Source organism: Mycobacterium sp. 4D054 (assembly GCF_052245755.1).
GTDB lineage: Bacteria > Actinomycetota > Actinomycetes > Mycobacteriales > Mycobacteriaceae > Mycobacterium.
Map to the genome: position 1 here is coordinate 66295 of NZ_JBQQCF010000024.1, position 18689 is coordinate 84983.

14 protein-coding genes are annotated in these 18689 nt (G+C 65.3%); 7 read left to right on the forward strand and 7 right to left on the reverse strand.

Features of this window, described 5'->3' with window-relative positions:
- Positions 1–431 precede the first annotated feature (431 nt).
- The 4 genes from ACTWP6_RS18065 to ctaD all read right to left on the reverse strand — a co-directional run bounded on the left by ACTWP6_RS18065 (position 432) and on the right by ctaD (position 6261).
- The gene (locus ACTWP6_RS18065) at positions 432–2648 is read right to left on the reverse strand and encodes an acyltransferase family protein (protein WP_222882363.1); all 2217 of its coding nucleotides are present in this window, start codon (positions 2646–2648) and stop codon (positions 432–434) included.
- 74 nt (positions 2649–2722) lie between these two features.
- Positions 2723–3703, reverse strand: coding sequence for a c-type cytochrome biogenesis protein CcsB (gene ccsB / locus ACTWP6_RS18070; protein ID WP_222878236.1), 981 nt, complete (start codon positions 3701–3703; stop codon positions 2723–2725).
- A 169-nt stretch (positions 3704–3872) separates the two neighbouring features.
- Complete coding sequence (locus tag ACTWP6_RS18075) at positions 3873–4367, reverse strand: hypothetical protein (RefSeq protein ID WP_222878237.1); 495 nt, start codon at positions 4365–4367, stop codon at positions 3873–3875.
- Positions 4368–4515: 148 nt separating this feature from the next.
- Positions 4516–6261, reverse strand: a complete 1746-nt coding sequence (gene ctaD / locus ACTWP6_RS18080) for an aa3-type cytochrome oxidase subunit I (protein WP_011893698.1) — start codon at positions 6259–6261, stop codon at positions 4516–4518.
- A gap of 510 nt (positions 6262–6771) precedes the next feature.
- Here ctaD and ACTWP6_RS18085 point away from each other — a divergent pair.
- The 4 genes from ACTWP6_RS18085 (at position 6772) to ACTWP6_RS18100 (ending at position 10520) form a co-directional block, all read left to right on the forward strand.
- Positions 6772–7791, forward strand: coding sequence for a M23 family metallopeptidase (locus tag ACTWP6_RS18085; RefSeq protein WP_222878238.1), 1020 nt, complete (start codon positions 6772–6774; stop codon positions 7789–7791).
- Positions 7792–8076: 285 nt separating this feature from the next.
- Complete coding sequence (locus ACTWP6_RS18090) at positions 8077–8463, forward strand: BlaI/MecI/CopY family transcriptional regulator (RefSeq protein ID WP_222878239.1); 387 nt, start codon at positions 8077–8079, stop codon at positions 8461–8463.
- A complete protein-coding gene (locus ACTWP6_RS18095; RefSeq protein WP_222878240.1) occupies positions 8460–9404 on the forward strand; it encodes a M56 family metallopeptidase in 945 nt (314 codons plus the stop codon). The genes ACTWP6_RS18090 and ACTWP6_RS18095 overlap by 4 nt, the downstream gene beginning before the upstream one ends.
- Before the next feature lie 654 nt (positions 9405–10058).
- On the forward strand, positions 10059–10520 hold the full coding sequence (locus ACTWP6_RS18100; protein WP_235733803.1) for a DUF305 domain-containing protein: 462 nt from the start codon (positions 10059–10061) through the stop codon (positions 10518–10520).
- A gap of 64 nt (positions 10521–10584) precedes the next feature.
- Here the strand turns inward: ACTWP6_RS18100 and ACTWP6_RS18105 are convergent, their stop codons facing one another.
- The 3 genes from ACTWP6_RS18105 to ctaE form a co-directional block, all read right to left on the reverse strand.
- Positions 10585–11580, reverse strand: coding sequence for a cytochrome c oxidase assembly protein (locus tag ACTWP6_RS18105; RefSeq protein WP_222878241.1), 996 nt, complete (start codon positions 11578–11580; stop codon positions 10585–10587).
- Positions 11581–11650: 70 nt separating this feature from the next.
- On the reverse strand, positions 11651–12373 hold the full coding sequence (locus ACTWP6_RS18110) for a TlpA disulfide reductase family protein (RefSeq protein ID WP_235734108.1): 723 nt from the start codon (positions 12371–12373) through the stop codon (positions 11651–11653).
- Positions 12374–13336: 963 nt separating this feature from the next.
- Positions 13337–13930 (reverse strand): aa3-type cytochrome oxidase subunit III, encoded by a 594-nt coding sequence (gene ctaE / locus ACTWP6_RS18115; RefSeq protein WP_443188417.1) that lies wholly within the window; start codon positions 13928–13930, stop codon positions 13337–13339.
- Positions 13931–14205: 275 nt separating this feature from the next.
- Here ctaE and ripC point away from each other — a divergent pair, with 275 nt between their 5' ends.
- From ripC to ACTWP6_RS18130, 3 genes are all read left to right on the forward strand, one after another.
- Complete coding sequence (gene ripC / locus ACTWP6_RS18120) at positions 14206–15297, forward strand: peptidoglycan hydrolase RipC (RefSeq protein ID WP_222878243.1); 1092 nt, start codon at positions 14206–14208, stop codon at positions 15295–15297.
- 249 nt (positions 15298–15546) lie between these two features.
- Complete coding sequence (locus tag ACTWP6_RS18125; protein ID WP_443188418.1) at positions 15547–16188, forward strand: copper resistance CopC family protein; 642 nt, start codon at positions 15547–15549, stop codon at positions 16186–16188.
- 303 nt (positions 16189–16491) lie between these two features.
- Entirely contained in the window at positions 16492–18342 is a 1851-nt protein-coding gene (locus ACTWP6_RS18130) for a hypothetical protein (RefSeq protein WP_222878245.1), read from the forward strand.
- Positions 18343–18689 lie beyond the last annotated feature (347 nt).

Below are 18689 nucleotides of genomic sequence, written 5' to 3' on the forward strand. Positions count from 1 at the left end.
CCAGTACGCCACGTACTCACCATCGGGGTCGTAGAAGTGCCAGCATCCATCGGGACTGGTCCGCGCAGCCCACCCCCGAGACCCGGCCCACTGCACGAGGGCAGCGGCGATCTCGCCGTTACCAGCGGAACGCCGTGTTGCTTGCGCTCTGCCCCGTGGCTCACTTTTGTATGCCATGCCCAACTTCGGGCCTGCCAAACGGCGAGGCCTCTCCTCCCTCTCGTCTTGTGTAGCCGCAGCAACGCACCCTGAGGGGACTCTCCTCGCCGCCGCATTATCTACGTACCTAGATAGTACTTGTTGGTGGCGTCGCGATGGTTGGAATGTGGTGGCGATGGACTACGTGAATCCGCTCTGGAGAAACGATGGCAACCGAGCAAGCTCTGGCAGCCTCAAGCCAGAACGCCCATGGTGCGCGCATCACGGCCCAGCTAGGGCCACCATCGCGTCAAAGCACCAATCCTGCGCCCGAGTTCTGGCGCCATGGACCGCACGTACGTCGCCGTCAAGTGGTGAGAATCTCGGTAGATCAGGATGTTCCCTTCGGCGGCTCGGCAATAATCGTCGCGACACATCGCATTACTCATGTCGATCACTTTCATCAGCGGGAAACGATTCGTGAGATCTGCAGCGGGATTGACGTCGTCGAGGACGAGCGCTCGTGGCATGCCACACGTCGTCGCGTCGCCGCCGTCGGCCAGACAGTCGCTAGGGAAGAAAGGTTCGCCGTTGCGGACCAGCCACGGTGTATCGCGCATGCCAAGCACCTTCACACCGCTTTCTGCGAACGCCTGCCAGATCGGCAGGTACACATCTGGCATGACGTCGCCGGGTTGCGTATCCCGTGGTCGTGTCACGGTGGTGAACACGAAATCTGGTCGGTCAGCGACGATCTCGCCCATGGCGGCTTGAACCCAATCAAAGCACTGCGGGTACGGCTCTCCTGACCCCGGAATACGGGGCGCTCGCTCTCCTGATAGGGGGCAGCCCATCTTGAGATAGGTCACGACCTTGAAGCCGTAGAGCCGGCCGAGCAGGTCCAGCGCAGTGATCCAGTGCTCGGCGTGCGAGCCGCCCGCCACCGCGATGGTGCGGGTCGCGGTTTTTGAACCAAAAGCGCACTCGCGCAGACTCGGGTCCGCGAAATCGCTGATACAGCTGTCGGCGGTGCTCTGCGGCAGGTCGTCCTTGGCCTCCAGGACCGTCGGCCGCATCGGCAGCTTGGGGACCTTGGCGTGGTCGATCAGCGCGCGTGCACCGGGGTAGTCGCGGGGCGACAGCCCGGCCAGCTCTTCGCCGTTGGCGCGCTGGACCGCCACGTGCTCGCGCCAGGTGAACGACGCCGCCGTCAGCGCCACGCCCACCAGCGTCACCACCGTGCCCAACACGATGGTGGGCCTAAGCAGGCGCGTGCGCAGCGGTAGGGCGGCCTTCGCCTTTTTCGCCGAGCTGGTCGCACGCAGCCGCAGCGGGTCCTCGATGTAGCGGGTCGTCAGCCAGGCCAGAACCCCGGACACCAGCAGGACGCCCGCGCCCTCGGCCAGGTTGGCCTGTGTATGTCCGCTGTAGGCGAGCCAGAAGATCAGCAGCGGCCAGTGCCACAGGTACAGCGAGTAGGCCATCGCGCCGAGGGAGACGAACGGCTTGGTGGCCAGGAGGCGGTTCGGCAGGGGCATCCGGCCGTCGGCGCGGGCGAGGTGCGGGTCGGCGGCACGATTGGCGGCGCTCAGGATGAGCAGGATGGTCGCCCCGACCGGGACCAGCGCCCACGGTCCGGGGAACTCCGCGACGCCGTCGATGAACGCGCCACAAGACAGGATCGCGGCCAGTGCGAGCGCCGAGACGAGGGTGCGCAGCCACATCGGCCACCGGACGTGCTGCACCAACGCCCCCGCCAGCGCCCCGAGCAATAACTCCCAGGCCCGGGCGAAGCTGTTGTAGTAGGCAGTGGTCTGGTCGGCCTGGTGCGCAACGATCGCGTACACGAATGAGCCGATGGTGAGCGCCGATAGCAGGACGATTAGAAGGACCCGCAGGTGCCTGCCCACGAGTAGGCGGCGCAGCAGGAAGCCGATGCCGAATACCAGCAGCAGGAATGCGAGGTAGAACTGCCCCTGCACCGACATCGACCAAAGGTGCTGCAGCGGGCTGACCGCCTCTCCCGCGCGCAGGTAGTTCGCTGCCGTGCTCGACAGTTCCCAGTTCTGGTAATAGCCGAGGCTCGCGAGGCTCTGATCGGCGAACGTCTCCCACCGGGTCTCGGGCTGAACGAGGATCGTCAACCCCGCGGAGGCCGCGAGGACCACCACCAGTGCGGGAAGCAGGCGCCGGATCAGACGCCTGACCTCGGGCACGGGTGCCAGGGAGGCGGTCGACGTCAGGGCGGCGCGCAGCAGCCGGCCGCCGAAGAAGAAACCGGACAGCGCGAGGAACACGTCGACGCCACCGGAGACCCGGCCGAACCACACGTGGAACACCGCGACCAGCGCGATGGCGATACCGCGCAGGCCGTCGAGGTCGTGGCGGTAGAACCCGGGAGCCCCAGTGCCCGTCAAGGCAGGGGCGGGGCGCCCGGAATTGGTACGCGGCGCCGTCCGGGGCGGGGCGGAGGTCAGGCATGGTCGTCGAGACGACACCACGGGAGTCATGAGTTCAGCCGCGGTCATGACGCGGCCAGACGAAACTGGTGTGCCGGACACGTCCGCACCCTCTGGCCTCGACGTCAGCCCACCCCGGCGTAGGAGTGCAGCCCAGCAATCACCAGATTGATGAAAAACAGGTTGAAGACCATCGCCACGAAGCCGGCCACGTTGATCCAAGCAGCTTTCCTGTCACGCCACCCCGCGGTGGCGCGGGCATGCAAGTAGGCCGCGTAGGCAACCCACGCGATGAACGACACCGTCTCCTTGGGGTCCCAACCCCAGAAGCGTCCCCACGTCTCCTCGGCCCAGATCGCGCCGAAGATGACGCCAAACCCGAACGTCGGGAACGCAAAGATCGTGGTGCGGTAGGCGATCCTGTCCAGAACCTGCGCATCGGGCAACCTTGACATGATGCCCGCGACGTACCCGTTCCTCCCGTCGCCCCGCAGCTCACCACGAGTCGACGTCTTGACCAGGAACAGAATGCTCGCCACTCCGGCGACAAGGAACACACCGGAGCCGAGGCTCACCACCGACACATGAATAGGCAACCAATACGACTGCAGCGCAGGCATCACGGGCGCGGCGTCGGCATAGAGCCACTTGCCCGACACCGCGAGCAGAATCAACACAGGGATCAGGACGAACACCCACAGCACGCGAAACTGCGGGCGGCGCAACACTACTGCCGCGGCGACGAGGCCGCAGAAGCAAGTCAAGTTGATGAACTCGTACATGTTGCCCCAGGGGGCACGCGAGGTCGCCAAGCCGCGCAGCACAATGCACATCAGGAGTAAGACGGCACCCACGAAGACAACCGCTATTCCAGCACGCTCCAGACGTTCTGCCCGCGATCGCCGCGGCATCTCGGTGACGACACCCGGGCTTGCGCTGTCGAGCGAGACCCCTACAGGTGCCATAGACCTCTCGAGTGTCCGAGTCCGACCGATCGCGAAAGTCGCCGCAAGAAGCAACAATGCAAGCGTCAGCACGCCCACCGCTGACGCGTACGCCCAGTCCGAATAGAGAGCCAAAGATTCCCGTGTGCCAACTACGTTCACGTCTGAGATCTCACGCTGCCGTTGAGGACTATCGGCGTAGCGTAGCCAGACCGCAACCTCGCTCGTCTGCCTCCGCTCGTCTCGCCTCCCTGCGATCGTCTCTGCGAGCGCGATGTCGATTTACGGTATTCGACCCAGTGTGCGGTCGGCTGCCGCGACCCGAAAACGTTCACGGCGTGCCCAGCCCGTCGCATGACGGAGGTTCGGGAGTGTCGAGGAGAAATCCGAATCCATTGAGCCGCATATCTGCTCGCAGCGATGGACTCGGTCGATTAGCTGATAGCCATGCCCTCAGCGCGTCGGCTTGTTGCTCCGGGGAGGCATCCGCCACGCCAGCGTCGTCGAGGATGAAGTAGCAGAGGGTTGCATCGCCGAAACAACCGTTGATCATGCTTACGTCGGCGGTTGCCTTCACGTCGGCTGCCATGATGCGGAGTTCGAGGAGCGACCACTCGGGGTTTGAACCTGCACCTGGACGCTGCCGCAACCACTCGTGGAATTCCTCGTGCAGCTCGGACGGCAGTGGATAACCGCTGCGGGACAGGGCTTTTACTACCACCAGAATGGCCATGCTCGGCTCACCAACGTGTAGCGCCGTGAGCGCCGTCACACGCTGCGCTTCCGTAAGGCAGGGTTCGGCGGCCTCCCACATCACCTCGGCCATCTCGAAGTCTCCCCGAATCATGTAGGCCTTTTAGGTGATTCACCGACCCGCTGCGGCCTCAACAGCGGCATGAGGCCGCGTCGGCCGTGACCGCGCATCAGGCTGGAATAGCGCGCGCCTTTGCATATCAGCATTGTGGCCGATCGGTTTAGGTGCGCACTTGAGCGTCGTCGAGCCGGGTAACGTCGCCGTCCTCGGGTCCGTGCGACCGGCCCACATGTGCCTCGCGGCGCATCCGGTCGATCATGTGCGGATAGTGTAGCTCGAACGCCGGGCGCTCGGAACGGATGCGGGGCAGCTCGGTGAAGTTGTGCCGCGGCGGCGGGCAGCTGGTGGCCCACTCCAGCGAGTTGCCGTAACCCCACGGATCGTCGACCGTGACGACCTCGCCGTACCGCCAGCTCTTGAACACGTTCCACAGGAACGGCAGCGTCGACAGACCGAGGATGAACGCGCCGATCGTCGAGATCACGTTCAGCGTCGTGAACCCGTCGCTGGGCAGGTAGTCCGCGTAGCGGCGCGGCATACCCTCGTTGCCCAGCCAGTGCTGCACCAGGAAGGTGGTGTGGAAGCCGATGAACGTCAGCCAGAAGTGCAGCTTGCCGAGGCGCTCGTCGAGCAGGCGGCCCGTCATCTTCGGGAACCAGAAGTAGATGCCCGCATAGGTCGCGAACACGATCGTGCCGAACAGCACGTAGTGGAAGTGCGCGATGACGAAGTAGCTGTCGGTGACCTGAAAGTCCAGCGGCGGGCTGGCCAGCAGCACACCGGACAGACCACCGAGAAGGAACGTGACGATGAAACCGATGGAGAACAGCATCGGTGTCTCGAACGTCAACTGCCCCTTCCACATCGTGCCTATCCAGTTGAAGAACTTGATGCCCGTCGGGACGGCGATCAGGAAGGTCATGAACGAGAAGAAGGGCAGCAGCACCGCACCGGTCGCGTACATGTGGTGCGCCCACACCGCCACCGACAGCGCCGCGATGCCCAGCGTGGCGTAGATCAGCGTGGTGTACCCGAAGATCGGCTTGCGGCTGAACACCGGGAAGATCTCACTGACGATGCCGAAGAACGGCAGCGCGATGATGTACACCTCGGGGTGACCGAAGAACCAGAACAGGTGCTGCCACAGCAGCACACCGCCGTTGGCAGGGTCGTAGACGTGCGCGCCGAGGTGACGGTCGGCGGCCAACGCAAACAGGGCCGCGGTCAGCAGCGGGAACGCCAGCAGCACCAGAATCGACGTCACCAAGATGTTCCAGGTGAAAATCGGCATCCGAAACATCGTCATGCCCGGCGCACGCATACACACCACGGTGGTAATCATGTTGACCGCGCCTAAGATCGTCCCCAGCCCGCCGACGATCAGGCCGAGAATCCAGAGGTCGGCGCCGGCGCCTGGCGAATAGATAGCACTAGATAAGGGCGTGTAGGCGGTCCAACCGAAGTCCGCGGCACCGCCGGGGGTGATGAACCCGGCAGTGGCGATCAGCGCACCGAACAGGAAGAGCCAGAACGAGAACGCATTCAACCGCGGGAACGCCACGTCGGGCGCCCCGATCTGCAGCGGCAGCACCAGATTGGCGAACCCGAACACGATGGGCGTCGCGTAGAACAGCAGCATCACCGTGCCATGCATGGTGAACAGCTGGTTGTACTGCTCGTTGGACAGGAACTGCAGGCCGGGCACCGCGAGTTCGGTGCGAATGAACAGCGCCATCAACCCGCCGATGAGGAAGAACGCGAAACACGCGACGCAATACATCATGCCGATCAACTTGTGATCAGTGGTCGTGATCAGTCGGTAGATCAGATTGCCCTTCGGGCCCATCCGGGCGGGGAAGGGGCGGCGTGCCTCCAGTTCCCCGACCGGTGGCGCATCGGCGACCATAAGACTCCTCCCGCTACAGGCCCGGACCGCGTTTCGAATCTACGGACTACATACGTAGGATATCCTACTGCGTAGGTTAGTACTAGCTTGTGTAGTTGGAAGTGCTGGACCAATCAGTGAGCCACATCGCCCGGTGACGGGCGTCCTGCCGGGGCGGGTGCCGAGCCAGCACTCGCATCCGCTCCGGCCCAGCCCCTTCGAGCCGACCTCCGGTGCGTTAGGGAGGTGCCAGTCTCGCGGCGGCGGGGAGCTGTATTGAGGTGTCACGAACGACGTCCGAGCCTGAAGGTCGTCCGTAATCTGGTTCTACTACGTACGTACTTAGCAAAGTAGCTCCTCACGTTGTTGCGTGCGTTACTGATTAAACAGATTGCGTCCCAACCCATTAAGTAACGTGTGATGTCAGGCGGGGGCGTTCATCGGCTTCGCGGGCTTGCCCAGTAGCCGGTGTTGGGTTAGCGTCTCGCCAACCAGATAACGAATCGGTAACGGCAAAGGATCGACTTCGAAGTGGTGCACCACCGACTCGCGCGACCAGACGCGCCGGCCGATCGTGGGGCCACTGACGTCACCGAGATCATCGCCTTCGGCGAGTTCGGCGCGTTGCTGGATATGGCCAATTGTCGCAGCGATCCGTTCGCTATGGACTTCGAGGTGTTGAGCGCACCGGAACTCGACGACCTCAACGATGTGGCAGATGAGTCGCCACGGCTGCTGCTCCCACCGAAAGGTGCCACGAAGGCAGCGTCACCGACCGTGCCGGCTCCCGTCGGCGGGGCACGCCTTAGGGAACGTCCACCGTCGTCTCGGGCGCAGTCGGGCGCTACCCTCCGCGCATCTGGCGGAGCGCATCGACGAACCCCCGCGGCCACCGGTGCGGTGCACAGCAGGTTGGTCATCACTGCTATCGCCGTCGGCGCGATCGCCGCCGCAGCGAACGCAGCGGTCGACGAAACCGAGGCGCAGCAGCCGGTGTTGGTCGCCGACTCTGCGGCGTCCCCATCTGCCCTCCCCGACGCCTCGGGGATGCAGATCATCCCTGTGGCAAACGGTTTCGATGCTGGGATCCATCGACAGGAATTGGCCAACGGCGCGGCCTTCGCTCAGGAGCGGGCGCAGCGGGAGGCGCGACTTCGGCGCCCCCAGTTCACCTTTCCTGCCCGAGGCATCCTGACATCGGGCTTCGGAGCCCGGTGGGGCACCCTGCACGCCGGACTCGACATCGCCAACGCCGTCGGCACTCCGATCTACGCCGCATCCGATGGCGAGGTGATTGCCTCCGGTCCGACACCGGGTTTCGGCATGTGGGTCAAGATCCTAGCCGCGGACGGCACAGTTACGCTCTACGGTCACATCGACACCACGATGGTGCACACGGGCCAGCGGGTGATGGCCGGCGACCAGATCGCCACCATGGGCAACCGAGGCAATTCGACGGGACCGCACCTGCACTTCGAGGTGCACCGCAACGGATCGGTCAAGACCGATCCGATGGCGTGGTTGGGGGAACGGGGAGTGCCTAACGGCTAGGGCGGCTGCGTGACCGGCGGCCACACTGCGAGCACAGTCGTCCTCGCGAAGACAACTTCCCGGAAGAGGCCGGGCGATCAGAGGGGCGAAGGCGACCTGGAGTGCCGGCAGCATCGCTGACGCAGCCCGCCGCTGAAGGCTACCAGCCAGCTACTGACGTCAGTAGAATCACGTCGAGCCCGGCTGGCCGCCGCGCGATCACAGTCGGCGCCGTGCGCTCACTTCAGCGCCGGCACACCGATCGACACCGTAAGCTACCTACTGACCAATTCAGGAGGTTCGATCATGGCTCGGGTGCGTGGCTTCGGAGAACTTGAGGCGTCAATCATGGATCGCCTCTGGAATCGTGACCCCGAGGCCGGCACCACGGTCAGAGACATCTTCGACGAGTTGAGCACCGAACGCCACATCGCGTACACCACAGTGATGTCGACGATGGACAACTTGCACGGCAAGGGTTGGCTGTCGCGTGAACGCGACGGCAAGGCGTATCGCTACCGGCCGACCCTGACTCGCGAGGAGCACAGTGCACGACTCATGCTGGAGGCACTGAGCGGCGGCGGTCGATCGGAGGCAGTCCTGAGTCATTTCGTGGCGCAGATCGACGCGGAGGAATCCGCTGACTTGCGTGCTGCGCTGCGGCGCCTGGCCCGCAAGTCAGGTCGCCAATGACCGTGGCGGCGGCTTTGCTGCTCTACGTCGCGGCGGTCCTGGCGATCGCACCGAAGCTGCTGGTCCATATTACCGCCGACGGCGGGGCTCCGCGCCTGGCGATAGCCGCGTGGGTCACCGCTGTGGTGACGGTGCTCGGCTGCTCGGTTGCCGCCGTCGCGCTGCTGCTCGTCGAGGCCGCTGGGCATTGGGACAGCCCCGACGCGGTGCTTGTCACGTGCCTAGAACGTCTGCGCGCCATTCTCGTTGGCCACGCCGGGTGGCCGGCACGAATCGTCGCAACCCTCGCGGTGGCCATCGCGGTCGGGAGTCTGATCGCCGTCGTCATTCGAATAGGCCGCGCTCTGGGCCGGATGCGCACCCAGACCTTCGCGCACGCCGACGCCGTGCGCCTGGTGGGCCGGTCACACGGCAGCGACGTCGTGGTCATCGAGGCATCCGAGCCTGCGGCGTATTGCGTGGCGGGACGCCCACCGGCGATTGTGGTGACCTCCGCAGCTCTGGCCGCGCTCGATGAAAACCAACTAGCGGCCGTCGTCGCCCACGAGCGTGCTCACCTCGACGGCCGGCACGCCTACATCATTGCCGCGGCGCGCGGTCTGACCGCCGCGCTGCCCACATGCGGGCTCTTCGCGAGCGCAGCCAGCCACATCAGTTCTCTGTTGGAGATGTGCGCCGACGATGCGGCCGCTCGTCGCCATGGCCGTCAGCCGCTGCTCGCGGGCTTGTTGACCCTCGCGGGTGCCACCGCCCCGGCTCACGGTCTGGCCGCCGCCGGTATCGCCGTGCTCGCCCGTGCCGAGCGGTTGTCGAAGCCACCACGACGGTTCTCCCGCATCCAGACCCAAGTCACGCTCAGCGGTGCAGTGGCGGCGATGGCCGCCACACCGATGGCGATCGTCACGCTGTCGGTATCGGGCGTACTGATCTGCTTCGCGTGAGGGCTCCCGCGCTCAACGACTTCATGACATTCTTGGCGCATCCCAAATACGGTGCTGCACGGCATCATTGCGCCGAATTGCGGCAGGGTTGTGGCGCTTCCGCGGCTGGCTAGAAGTGCGGGAGGCCGGCCATGCCTGCAAGGTGAGCGGCGGCGGGGTCGGCCACAAGCATGGCCAACACCGCCAAACCCAGGGCCAACAGTAGCGCCGTCGCGATCCATCGGCGGGCCAGTCGACCCGTCGGCCGCACGTGACGTTGGTGAGGCCAACTCGACCGCGGTCCGTGGCAGGACACGGCCAGTGCGCTCTTCACACCACCAATCTACTATGTGACTACGTATGTGGCCATTGCTTCGCATTCTTGCGTTACGAGGTTCGGCGATGGGGTCACCCCTGCGGTGTAGGCGGCCTTCTGACCGGGCTTCGGCGGCAACGATGTCACCGTCGCCCCATGCAGGCGGCGATGAAAGGGACCGCGTGCGCGACGATCTGAGAACGGGCACCGGGCGACCGGTCCGCGCGGCGTGGGTGGCACTCGCAGGTGTGACGATAATCGTCGTCGCGGGCTGCGGCGACACGGACCGTGTGTCGTCGCCGGGTCCTTCGAGCGCCGCGGGTGCCGTCGCCGACCAGCCGCACACTCGGTTCGACGTCTTGTTCGCCTTCGACATCATCGACCACAGCGGTCAAGCTGTTGTATTGAGCAATTCGACCACCGTCAAGCAAGGCATCGCACCCGAGATCCGTGACATCGCCAGACAAATCAGCGTGAGCAGCACCACCTACGTCAACGAGCTGCAGGCGCTCCTCGTCGATTGGGGATTCACCTCCATGACCGGCGGGCCCCGTCCTGCGGCGGACAAGCCCAACGTTCCAGTTGCGGCGGGTGAACATCCCCTCGCCGTCGACGCCGACGTCCGTCGCGTCACCAGCGCGACCGGGGCAGGTGCGGCGGGCCAGTATCTGGAGTTGATGATCCGACAGCACCGTTTCACGATCTCGGCCGCGCGTGACCAGCTGGAAGCAGGGTCGAATCCCCGGGCGATGGCGATCGCGCGATCGCTCATCGAGAGCCAGCAACGCGAGATCTCCGTCATGGAGACCCTGCAGCCCTGACGATGTCGCTGCGGCGACCTGGGTCTGGCGTCGAATTGATGGCCGCCGCGTCGTCGTCACGGCGTCAGTCGTGCTCGTTGGCGGTGCGCGGCACGTCGGTCGGTGGCCGCCGCTGTTGGTGCAGTCCGCGCAGAAACGCGTTGTAGGCCGCCAGTTCCGCGTCGTCGCGCTCGACGTCGGCCTCTCTTTTCTTCGACTCCGACTCCTCGTCACGGCGCCATCGGATGGCGAAGATCACTGTGGTCAGCAGCGCCACGGGCTCGCCGTAGGACCACGCCAAGGCGCCGGCGACACCCTGGTCGGCGACGGGGTCGACGTTCCAGTCCGGCGGAGGTTGGGCGAAGGTCTCGGTGAGCGTCCGCGGTGCCATCATCAGGATGACGCCGATGAAGACGTGCAGTGGCATTTCGACGAAGATGTCGAAGAAGCGGCCCAGGTTGCTCTGCCGGACCGGCAAGGGACCGGTCGACAGGATCGGCAGGATGAACAACAGGCCGCTGGTGAGGAAGAACACCTGCAGTGTGACGTGTCCGGCCACGCTGGACGCCGCCGCGTCGAAGAGGTCGGAAAGGTACAGGCCGTAGTAGCTCAATAGGAACACCGGAATGGTGAAGCCGGGGTGCAGCACGATCCTGCTCGCCCGGCAGCGCAGTCCGCCCAGCGCGGCGATCACGACGTAGCGTCCGAGTCCACGATGGGGCGTGGACCTGAGGAGCAGCTGGCCTGGCGCACCCAGCACGAGCAGCGGCGGAACGAGGATCGACAGCGTGAGGTGCTGGAACATGAAAGCACTGAACAGTCGGTAGCCGTAGCCGTCGATGGCCAGGCCCGTCACCGCCGCCAAGGCGATACAGCCGGCCAGGAAGCTCGCCGTGCGCGTCCACGCCCATTGGCGGCCACGGGATCTGACGACTCGAACGGCAAGCAGGTACCACACCGCCAAAGCAGTTGCCAATACCGGCAGTATCGGAACCGGTGGCGGTAACCAACCGAGCATCGCCCATAGCGACGGCGGTGAGGTGGGGATCACCACCTGACCGATCACGGGGCAGCCCACCATCGAGTCGCGGCGTTGCGCCCGAGTGTCGGCCGCGCCCCGCGGCGACGTGCAGCTGGGGCGGGGTCGCCGTTCATCGCGGGGGCCCTGAGTCGGTTGTGGTCTCGGCGGCGAGGCGACGGACCACCGGTTCGAGATCCTCGGCGAGCAGCGCCCGCAGGAACACCGCGGCGACGCGATGCGACCGGTCCAAGACGATGGTGGACGGGATGACGGTGGTGGGATATCTCGCGCCCAAGGCGATCATCGTGCGCATCGGTGGGTCGTAGATCGACGGGAAGGTGACCTTGCGATCGACGATGAAGTCAACCGCAGCTTGGCGGTTGTTGTCGCGGACGTCGATGCCCAGAAAGGCGACTCCCTCGTCCCGGGTCGCGTCGTACACCCTTTGCAGTTCCGGCATCTCGGTGCGACAGGGGCCGCACCACTGGCCCCACACGTTGATCACCACCACCTGCTCGGCGAAGTCATCGAGTGACAACGTGCGGTTGGGGTCCATCAGGTCGGGTCCGCGTATCAGCCCCGGGCGACCACGACTCTGCGGCGGGTCGTAGAAGATGTCGACCTGCCCGCCCGGCGACACGAACTCGAACGTGCCACCTTGCGCGACGGCGTCGTCTCCGCTGGAGCATCCGGACACTGCGGCGCCGAGCAGTACCGCGGTCAAACCCGCGGCGATGCCGCGCCGCGTCACTAGTGACCAATGTGTCGGGGGTCGCCTCCGTCGCCGACGCTCAACGCCCACGCACACCCTTGACGGCGACGTTCGGGGCGCATCGGTGAGTCGACGAGTCATTAAAGTGCCACTCACGCTGGGTTGCTCCGAATACGGGCCCGCCGAGTCGAAGCCGCGCGACGTGGTGCGTGACCCGTGCATCGACACGACGACCTCCGTGACTGGACGTGGGCGCGTGCACCGCGGCCGCTCGGGCGAGCACCGGCGGCGCCCCTGCTGCCAGGGCCGGTCAGCCCGGCACGTCTACGTAGAGACTACGTAAATGGTAGCGCAATGGCTTCACGGCGAATGACGGGACGACATTGATGAGGCGTTTCAACAATGCGGGCGATCTATTGGCGCAGGAGCGTCTGGTGGCCGACGCTAACGCCGTTGGCAATCGTCGGCGGAGCCGCGATCGTCGGAGCGTGCAGCGGTCTACCAACGCTGCGGCCAGCGCACCGCTCCGAAGCAGTCGTCGACAAGGCCACCCCTTTACGACGATCTGGTCGTTCCGGACTTGCGGGCGTCAGTCACCGTGGGCAGCATCGGGGTTCGGTCGTCGGCGGTCACGGTCAGCGCTGCGGCCGGCGTGCCGGGCGTGACGAGGTGGTCGCGACCGCCGACTACACCACCGGAAAGGCACTTCTTTATTTTTGTTCGGCGGTTGACGATCCACTCGGCGCTAAGGTGATGGGCCCCGGGTGAGGTGATGGCGTACGGGTTTGCCCGCTCTCAGCATGATGACGGCGATCGCGATCAGTCCAGCGACGGCGCCCGCAAGAATCCACAGCGCCGGGCTCGCCCCTCCTGGTCGTTGGCCGGGGTGGGTGTCGTCGTAGGAGTGTTTGGTGGGCGTTGGGACGGCGGGGCGCGGTGGGGCGATCGAGGAAGTCTGCGCTGACGACGGCTCCGCGGCGACGGACGGCGCGCCGGTCGAGGCGAGTCCGAGGAGTGTGGCGACCACTGCGACGACCAGGGCCGTTTGCGTCCCTCGCCCGGCCCGCGGGGGTCGTCGACACCACCAGCGCGGCGTGCCACTGTTCATCTCACGAAGTAGATGACGGCAAAGAGCGCTATCCACACGATGTCGACGAAGTGCCAGTAGTAAGACACCACGATGGCGGCCGTCGCCTGGGCGGGGGTGAACTTGCTCATACGCGTGCGCATAAGCAGCAGGATGAAAGCGACGAGACCGCCGATCACGTGCAAACCGTGAAAACCCGTAGCGAGGTAGAAGACTGACCCGTACGCGCTACCGGCGATCGTGGTTCCCTCACGCACCAGGCTGATGTATTCGCAACCCTGGCCGAGCACAAAGAACGTTCCCATGAGCAAGGTAACGACGTACCACCGGCGCAGGCCGAACACGTCACCGCGTTCGGCGGCGAATACACCCATCTGACAGGTGAACGACGACGCGACCAGGACCAGGGTCACCGGCACCGCGAGCGCGAGGTTCAGCTCGGTGGGCGGCGGCGGCCACTCGTCGGCCTGGGCACGAGCGGTGAAGTACATCGCAAACAAACCGGCGAAGAACATCAACTCACTGGACAACCACACAATCGTCCCCACGGCGACCATGTTGGGCCGATTCAGGGAATGAACCCGTGCCGAAATGGCGGTGCCACTTGTCATGTCGTTCCTCGTCAAGCCAAGTCCGCAGACGGTCTACTGAGTCACTACCTACTATTCCACACAGTAAATGTTTCACAAATGCGGCATGGGTGGTGTGGGCCCATGTGGCCGGGACACGTAGCGTCGCCCGTGCGACGAAGCACGCGCGTTGGGCGGCGCAGGGCCGATAAGCATCGCCGTGTGCGTGGACATTGAACGCAGTTCCTCGTAATCTTTCCGTGACCTACGTAGCTAGACCATAGATGTCCCTGCGGTGTGAGGACTGTGTGTTGAGGATGAACCGCCCCGCCGCGGTATGCCGATCAGCGAGCGCTCTCGTGATGGCGATCGTGCTGGCACTGACGCTTGGCGACTCGGCGGGCACTGGGTGGGCAGACCCGGCTGCCGACGCCTTGGCTCGATTGACGGAGCTCTCCCGAGAAGCCGAGCGGACCACGGAAGCGGTGTATTCGGCCGAACTAGACCTCGAGGCGAAACTCGCGGCGCAGCTCAGGGCCGAGGATCGTCAACGCGCCGAACTCGAAGCGATGACCGCGGCGCGAGCCGACCTCGGTGGGTATCAGGCTGCCGTGAACGAGGTGGCGGCCGCGTCATACATGGGTGGTTCGACCAGCACGATCAGCGCGGCGCTGACCGCCGAGTCTCCACAACGCCTGCTCGACGAACTCTCCTCGAGCAGGGTGATGGCCACTCAGATGTCGGACCGCATTAGGGCCTTCCGCGCCGCATCGACCCGTGCCGACGAAGCCGCGCTCGCGGCGCAGTCATCAACGCTGGCAGCTCGTACAGCCGCGGAGCAGGCGTCGGCCGTCCGCGCGGGCCTGCAATCGAAGCAGAGCCGACTGCGAACACAGATCGCCGAAGTAGAGGCGCTATATCGCGCACTGACTCCCGACCAACGTGCAGCGCTCGCCGACCCTGGGCCGGCACCGCCCGCGCCCCCGGTCCCACCAGCGGCCAACCCGGCCATCATCGCGATGCCCGAGGCGATCCCGCCGATGGGGCCGGGTCCGTCCAGCTCACCCGGCGGGGCCGCGGTCGTGCAGGCGGCGTTGACCCGCGTGGGTGCGCCCTACTCGTGGGGCGCGACAGGACCAGATGCCTTCGACTGCTCAGGTCTCATCAAGTGGGCCTTTCTGCAGAACGGCAAGTCGCTCCCGCGGTCGAGTCAGGCGCTCGCGGCGGGCGGACAACCCGTGGCGACGACCGACGTACAGCCCGGCGACATAGTCACCTTCTACTCGGACGCCTCACACGCGGGCATCTACATCGGCGATGGGAACATGGTGCACGCCTCGACGTACGGCACTCCGGTGAAGGTGGCGCCCATCTCGTCGGCGCCGATCTACAACGTGCGCCGCTACTAGCCAACTACTGTGGCGTTGCCCGCTTCCCACGGTTTTCAAGGATGTTTTGATAGCCGAGTCCGTCGGTACCGCACAGGTTGGGTCCGCCGTGGCGAACGACTTCGACGGCATTGCGGCTGCGGGTGTTGTCGTAGATCGAAATGCCAGGCCTTGGGGCGCGTAACTCACGTCGGCATTAGAAAGACGGGAACATACGCTCGTGTGCGCGGACCGCGTGTCGGCACGCGGGTGCGAATCTCAAGGAGGACCGTGAACCTGGCTACGCGCGCATTCATAACCACACTGGTGGCGTTGGCCTTCTCGCTGTCCGGAGTCGGGGTTGCTGCCGCGCACACCTCTCTCGTGGGTTCTGACCCGGCCAAGGACGCGAGCGTAGCGTCCCCATTGACCGCCGTCGTGCTGATCTTTTCCGAGGAGATCAACCCAGCGTTCGCTGAGGTCGCCGTCACCAGCGCCGATGGTCGCAACTGGGTATCGGGCTCGGCAAACGTCGAAGGGCCGCGCCTCACGGTCGCCGTCGGGCCCGACCGACTCACAAACGGCCTGTTCACCGTGAGCTACCGCGTGGTCTCAGCAGATGGCCACCCCGTCTCTGGCTCGTACACCTTCACCATCGCCGGCGTCCCAGAACAGCCGTCACCCACTACCGCGCCAGCCCGTGCAGCACCCAGCACCGCTGAGCCGTCTCCTCCGGCGCCCGCGGCGACCGCGGGTTCGGACACCAAGGCGTCTGTACTCACCGCAGCCGGCGCCGGTCTGGCGCTTGGCGGTGTGATCGCGTTCTGGCAAAGTAGACGACACCGCCGGAAGAACGCACCAAAACACCCCGGATCTGAACCCGGGCGCTCTGGAGTGCATGACACATCACCTCCTACCGATCGAAGAGATTGACCTCGTAAAGCTGGCGAGCGCAGCCGCGGGGCGCCAACTGCGGATCGGCCAATGGGTTCCGCTCGACGAGCGCCCAAATGGCAAGGCCGCTACAGCCCGTTCCATATCCGCCTCGCAGGCGCGTCGGCCCTAGTACTGCCGAGAGCCATAATCCCGGCCACAGCTGTCAACGAAGCCGACCGTTTGCGAGAGATTGTGGTACTGGGGATCGAAAGTTTCCGGTACCCCTGGTACCGAGTCGGCCACTCTGGCAACATCACTCGGCGATAGGTCACGACTGGCGCACACCCGGGGGAGATGACAATGACGGATGTCACCACAGCCTCGAAACTGTCCACGCTGGCTCAGGCAAGCCAAGGCGGCGGAACGGCCCTCCACGAGATCCTCATCCTGTCCTCAGCCGGCGCGGTGGTCGCCGCGGCGCTGCTGTGGGTCGGCTACCAGCATCGAAGCCACAAGATTGCCTGGCTAGCGGAATTGGGCCACTGGTCCGGCAGGCGTTTTAAACGCCCGCCGTGGGTCGCCCTGCCGATTGCGCTATTTATCGCCTCTATCCTGTGTGCGCTGTTCGGCTTCATCTGGGACGTCAGCCTGCACATCGGCAACGGTCGAGATAACGGCGCGCTCGCCAACCCTGCGCACTACTTCATCCTCATCGGGCTGTTCGGCATCTTCGTCGCGGGCTGCACCGCGATGGTGCTGCCCCACGATCGGCCTGGGCCGGCGGCCGTGCGCATCACCGACCATTGGTACGCACCCGTCGGCGGCATCGTGATGGCCGGCTGCGGCCTCTATGCGCTGATGGGCTTCCCCCTCGACGACATCTGGCACCGAATCTTCGGCCAGGACGTCACGCTATGGGGGCCCACACACCTGATGATGATCGGCGGCGCCGGCTTCTCCACGATCGCCGCATTGTTCCTCGAGTACGAGGGCCGCCACGCCAACGCCAGTGCCGAAGACGCTCCCCCCGACGGGATTGGCCTTAGGTTCGTCCAATACCTCGCCTTCGCCGGCGTCCTCGTCGGCGCCTCTGTCTACCAAATCGAATTCGACTTCGGCGTCCCGCAGTTCCGCCAAGTGTTCCAGCCCATGCTGATCGCCGCCGCCGCCGGCCTGGCGCTGGTGGCGGCGCGCGTCTTCATGGGCCGCGGCGCCGCGCTCATCGCCGCGGTCATCGCGATCGGACTGCGGGGCGCCGTGGCGCTGCTCGTGGGCCCGGTCCTCGGCGCGCCCATCAACTGGTTCACCCTCTACCTCGGCGCCGCCGTGGTCGTCGAAGTCATCGCGCTCACACCCTTGCTCAAACGACCCATCGTGTTCGGCGCCCTCAGCGGTTTCGGCGTCGCCACCATCGGCCTGTGGCTGGAATCGCTGTGGATCAACGCCGTGTACCACTATCCGTGGCCGTCGAGCATCTGGCCCGAAGCGTTGGCAATGGCCGTGCCGGTGGCGGTCCTCACTGGCGCGTGCGGCGGCATGGCGGGCATGGTGCTCACCGGCCAGCGGCTTCCGCGGCGCGCCATCAGCATAGGCCTAGTCGCGCTGACGGTACTGGCCCTCGGTGGCGCCGCCGCCAACGGCCTGCGCTACAACGTGCCGCAAGACGTGACCGCCACCGTCACCCTGACTGAGGCGCCGCCACTCAACGGGCAGCGTCAGGTGACAGCCGACGTCCGCATCAACCCGCCGGACATTCTCAGCGAAAATCCCAACTGGGTGGCACTAATGGCGTGGCAGGGCAAGCTGGCCAACGACCGCGGGCAGATCGTCGATAATCTCGCCAAAATTGGCGCAGGCCACTACGTCTCCACCAAGCCGATCCCCGTAGCCGGCGAGTGGAAGACCCTGTTGCGTGTGCACGACGGCAAAACCTTCACCGCCGTACCCATCTATTTGGCGGGCGACCCCGGAATCGGCGCCGAAGAAATCCCCGCCGAGGCGCAGTTCACCCGCCCATTCGTCGCTGAGATCACCATCCTCCAACGCGAGCGCAGCCCCGACATCCCGCAGTCGCTCTGGCTGATCGGTTGTCTAATCGTCCTGGCCTGCACGCTGGCGATGATCGCCGGAATCACTTGGGGCGGTGGGCGCATAAACAACAGCGAGCCCAGGAGAAGCCAACGGGCCTATGAACCGTCGGCACAAGCCTGACGCCACGACACTGAAGTCCTGACACGAGTATCGCACTCCAGAAGTGACGAGCCCCAGGCGATCCGGGCGCTGACGGCTCCCCTTCGTCGTCAGGTTATACGCGAAGCAGGTGTACCCGGCAGGCTACCGTGGCTTCAGTGAATGCCCCCGACGCCCCAACGGACGACCAGCGGCGACCGCTGCGGATCGAGATTGCCGTGGTGTTGATGGTGACGTTCGCTCTAAGCCTCGATCCACCGATGTATCGGCTGGTCGCAGGGTGTCGGAATGAGGAAAGTGCCCTTTGAACTGGGAAGATTGGTGTTCTCTACGCACTAATCAGTCCAGGTCAGAAAGGCACTTCCGGT